A 4,700-nucleotide genomic window follows, 5' to 3' on the forward strand; every position below is an offset into this window, starting at 1 on the left:
TTTTTTGATTTAGATTCATCTCTAATCCTCCATTNNNTATTATCTTAATTTTACTAAATGTAAGATTAAATCTCAACTATTACACTTATTGAACGTATAGCTTTTTAATAGGCGTAACTGCAATATGGAGGCATGACCCAACAGCATTTGCTTTATCGGCCGATATTTTAATTCCAAGTCCTCCAACCGCTATTTGAATAATATCGCCGTTATTAAATACTCCTCCTACAAGACCGGCACCGGTACTCAAGCTTACGCTACCGAGATTAGGAATTGTTGCTCCTGCAGCATTAGAGCTAGTGAATAATGTTCCGCATAATGATGCCGTTGTTAGAAATTTTCTTAATATTTTTGATTTTTTCATTAATATTAACCCCAATACATTAATTATTTTTTAATAAATATTAGTAATTAGTTAAAAAATATTAATATATTTTATATAGATAAAGTTAATTTTAATTAATAATTAGTAATGATTAATAATTTGTAGCAACTTTTTTACAACAATAGATTTTTGGGATTATTTATAGGATAGTAATAAATTTTATGGATTGAACCACAACCGAAAGATTGCGGCGCTATTGCATGGTTCGGTTTTTCCGTAATTGCGAGAAGGCACTGCCCGTGTGGATACCAATGTCATTCCTGCGAAAGCAGGAACCCAGCATAAAGCGAGATAAATCGAGCTTTTAATTTCAAAAATTTGCTGTATTTATATTTTTTTTCTGGCTTCCTGCTTTCGCAGGAATGACATCGAGGGTTCTTTAAAAATTATCCAGTACTATCGTATGACCGATTTCTATTTATTTATCGGGGTTTCTACCAAAGCATGCTTAAGTACTTGGTCGATATTTGATACGGATATAATTTCTAGGCTTTCTTTTATATTCGGCGGTATATCTTTTAAGTCTTTAACATTCTCCTCAGGAATTAATACGGTTTTAATCCCTCCCCTACTCGCAGCAAGTAACTTCTCTTTAAGACCACCGATAGGTAAAACATTTCCTCTTAAAGTAATTTCACCGGTCATTGCTACAGTGCGGTGTACGGGTATTTTAGTCATTAACGAAACAATAGTAGTAAACAAAGCACAGCCGGCAGACGGTCCATCTTTTGGAATCGCTCCGGCCGGTACGTGAATGTGGATATCAAAATCTTTATAATTATCGTATTTTAATCCAAAATTTGTTGCTCTGCTTCTAAAACAACTATAGGCAGCCATTGCCGATTCTTTCATAACATCACCGAGTTTTCCGGTGGTCTTTATTTCACCTTTCCCTAGAAATGCTAAAGCTTCTATAGTTAAAAGCTCTCCTCCTACTTCAGTATAAGCAAGTCCTGTAGTACTACCTATTTGGTCTTCTTTCTCGGCAAGCCCGAAATTATATTTTTTAGCTCCTAAAAATTCTTCAAGATTATTACTATCTATGGTAATATGCTTAACATTTTTATCTGCTAAAATTTGCTTTAATGCTTTTCTAGTTAATGCTCCTATTTCACGCTCTAAAGCTCTTACACCTGATTCCTTGGTATAATATCTAATTAAATCCAAAATTGCCGCTTCGGATATAGTAATTTCATCTTTCTTAATTTTATGTACTTTAAATTGTTTTGGAACTAAATAATTTTTGGTGATTTGGAGCTTTTCTTCCTCTACATAACCGGAAATATATATTTTTTCCATCCTATCACTTAAAGCTCTAGGTAAATCATGAGAGTTAGCAGTAGCAATAAATATTATATTTGATAGATCATATTCTACTTCTAAATAATGATCAACAAAGTGACTATTCTGCTCAGGGTCTAATACCTCAAGCAAAGCGGATGCCGGATCACCTCTAAAATCAGAACTCATTTTATCGATTTCATCAAGCAGCATTACAGGATTACTAGTCTTAACTTTCTTAAGTTGACCTAAAATTTTACCGGGCATTGATCCAAGGTAAGTTTTTCTATGCCCTCTGATTTCTGCTTCGTCTCTAACACCGCCAAGAGCAAATTTAGTGTATTTTCTGCCCATTCCTTCGGCAATAGATTTTACAAGTGAAGTTTTACCGACCCCTGGCGGACCTATCAAACATAATATAGGTCCTCTAATTTTACTTGAACGCTGTAATACCGCTAAATATTCTATAATTCGCTCTTTAACTTTTTCGAGTCCAAAATGGTCACGATTTAAAATTTTCTCCGCTTGGTTAATATCTATTTTGCTATTATCATATTTACCCCAAGGCAAACTTAGCAAAGTCTCAAGATAATTACGCGTCACTCCCGACTCTGCCGACATTTGATTCATACTGCGGAGTTTTTTAAGCTCTGATTCTGCTTTCTCTTTAGCTTCTTTAGATAATTTTAACCTTTTAATTTTTTTCTCGATATCGGCAAGTTCCGATTTATCTTCATCAAGCTCCTTTTGAATAGCTTTCATTTGTTCGTGCAGATAATAATCACGCTGCGTTTTTTCGATTTGCTTTCTTACTCTTTGCTGTAATGCCTGCTCGATTTCTGAATTTACTATATTAGAAGTAAGCGTACTAATAACCGTAGTGATACGCTTAAAAGGACTAGTTTCTTCTAATAAATGCTGCTTTGCCTCAAGTGAAGTTATAAGATGTGAAGCTAATATATTTATAATATTTATAAAATTAGTGCTATTACTTATTTCTTTATTGATAGTTTCAATAATTTCCGCATTAACTTTTTTATCATTAATCGCATATTTACTAAATAATTGTACTGCATTATCCACTAATGAACGCATGTTATTAACGTCAAATATTTCTTCATCCGGAATAATTTCATAATTTGCTTCAAAAGCATCGTTGCCTTTGATATTGCTTAGCTTTACTCTTGCTACTGCTTCTATTAAGATTTTTGCCGTATTATTAGGCAACTTCACTATTTGGATAATCTTGGCAAGTATAGCTGTGTTATAAAGTTCATGTTTACTAGGGTTTTCTTGATCAAATTTTTTCTGTAAAGTTACTAAAATATATTTACTATTATCTTCCTCAGAAACGGTAGTATGAGATAACGCTTGCAGCGATTTTTGTCTACCCACGAAAATAGGAGCAATTACTCCCGGGAATACTACCATATCTCTTAATGCCATAAGCGGCAGGGATTTTTTATTCATCAATTAAAACCTTTTAAAATGTCTAATTATTAACTATATAATATAGTATAAATGCGATTTCAAGCCATCTTTATTAATTATATTTATGAATTTATTACTACAATCTTCTCAAAATGTAGCTACTGCACATAATAGAATAAAACAATATCTACATTTAACTCCAATCGTTCACTCTGAAAGCTTAAATGAGATGCTCGGTCATGAGATTTTTTTTAAGGTTGAATCATTACAAAAAACCGGTGCATTCAAAGTTAGAGGAGTATTAAATCATTTATTAGAATTAAAAGAGCAAGGAAAATTACCTGATAAAATAGTCGGTTATAGTACGGGTAACCATGGGATTGGGCTTGCTTATGCAAGTAAATTATTCGGTATTAAAATAAGGATTTATTTACCGTTAAATACTTCAAAAGTAAAACGGCAAGCGGCTCTTTATTACGGCGGTGAAGTGATATATACAGATACTCGACAAGAAGCAGAAGAAAGAGCAAAAGAAGATGAAAAGCAAGGATTTTACTATATACATCCTTCCGATAGTGATTCTACAATAGCAGGTGCCGGCACATTATGCTATGAAGCATTACAACAACTAGGCTTTAGTCCTGATGCTATTTTTGCCTCTTGCGGCGGCGGCGGTTTAATTTCCGGCTCATATCTTGCCAAGGAATTAATATCACCGACAAGCTTGTTAATAGGTTCAGAACCGCTTAAGGCAAATGATGCTTATTTATCGGTTAAAAACGGCTCAATATATAGATTTGATAATGCACCGACTACCATCGCAGACGGTCTTAAAACCTTGAGTGTATCAGCTCGTACATTTGAATATCTGAAAAAACTTGATCATTTTTATTTAGCAGAAGAATATGAAATATATTATTGGACAGCGTGGCTTACTCATTTACTTAAAGTTATATGCGAGCCGTCAAGTAGTATAAATATGGTTTCAGTGGTAAATTGGTTAAAAACACAATCCAAACCTCAAAAATTACTAGTACTAATCTCAGGGGGTAATATTGACCCTATTCTTTATAACGAGCTATGGAAAGAGGAGTGTTTAACCGTCCCACCAAGCATTACTAACTAAAGGTAAATATCGTCATTGCGAGAAGAAACTGTAAGTTTCGACGAAGCAATCTCGGATATTTGAAGATAATTGATTTACTCTTGGGACGAACTGCTTACTATCTTCATTAAATTTCTGATTTTTATCTTCTTGAATAATAAATTTTTCATATTTTTCAAGTTTTTCCGGAGTGTTTTTAGGATCTTGTTTTAAGATTTCTATAGCTTTATCTTTTACAGCCTGTGCATATTGCTCTTTAGGTATAGAATTTCCACTTACGCTATTAATGCTTCTTTAGTTGCTCTTATAGGATCAGCAAAGATTTCTTCTTCATCCTCTATACCCATAAATGATAATTCATCAAAAGGCCCCCCTTTATTTAGAGGAAGTACAAAACCTTTAAGTGCTGCCTCGGCCCTTGCGACATCAAACTTTAACTTATCTGCTGCACTAGGTATTAGTTTTGGATCGTGCCTCCGTATTGCAGTTTAGAGTAAA

General features: G+C 33.7%; 2 protein-coding genes and 2 pseudogenes. 1 reads left to right on the top strand and 3 read right to left on the bottom strand.

The genetic code is table 11. From position 1 onward, the window contains the following. Positions 1-139: 139 nt before the first annotated feature. Positions 140-364, bottom strand: a pseudogene (locus KYQ89_RS03030) (hypothetical protein); the annotation flags it as partial. A gap of 435 nt (positions 365-799) precedes the next feature. Beyond that, entirely contained in the window at positions 800-3,136 is a 2,337-nt protein-coding gene (gene lon / locus KYQ89_RS03035) for an endopeptidase La (RefSeq protein ID WP_218460348.1), read from the bottom strand. Between the two features lie 85 nt (positions 3,137-3,221). Here lon and KYQ89_RS03040 point away from each other — a divergent pair, with 85 nt between their 5' ends. Then, positions 3,222-4,223, top strand: a complete 1,002-nt coding sequence (locus KYQ89_RS03040) for a serine/threonine dehydratase (RefSeq protein ID WP_218460349.1) — start codon at positions 3,222-3,224, stop codon at positions 4,221-4,223. A gap of 63 nt (positions 4,224-4,286) precedes the next feature. Here the strand turns inward: KYQ89_RS03040 and KYQ89_RS03045 are convergent. After that, positions 4,287-4,672, bottom strand: a pseudogene (locus KYQ89_RS03045) (hypothetical protein); the annotation flags it as partial. Positions 4,673-4,700: the final 28 nt, after the last annotated feature.

Source organism: Rickettsia sp. TH2014 (assembly GCF_019249195.1).
Lineage (GTDB): Bacteria > Pseudomonadota > Alphaproteobacteria > Rickettsiales > Rickettsiaceae > Rickettsia > Rickettsia felis.

Bases quoted from the DNA above. Each gene is read 5' to 3' on its own strand.
- lon (WP_218460348.1), bottom strand. From the start codon at position 3,136: ATGAATAAAAAATCCCTGCCGCTTATGGCATTAAGAGATATGGTAGTA.
- KYQ89_RS03040 (WP_218460349.1), top strand. From the start codon at position 3,222: ATGAATTTATTACTACAATCTTCTCAAAATGTAGCTACTGCACATAAT.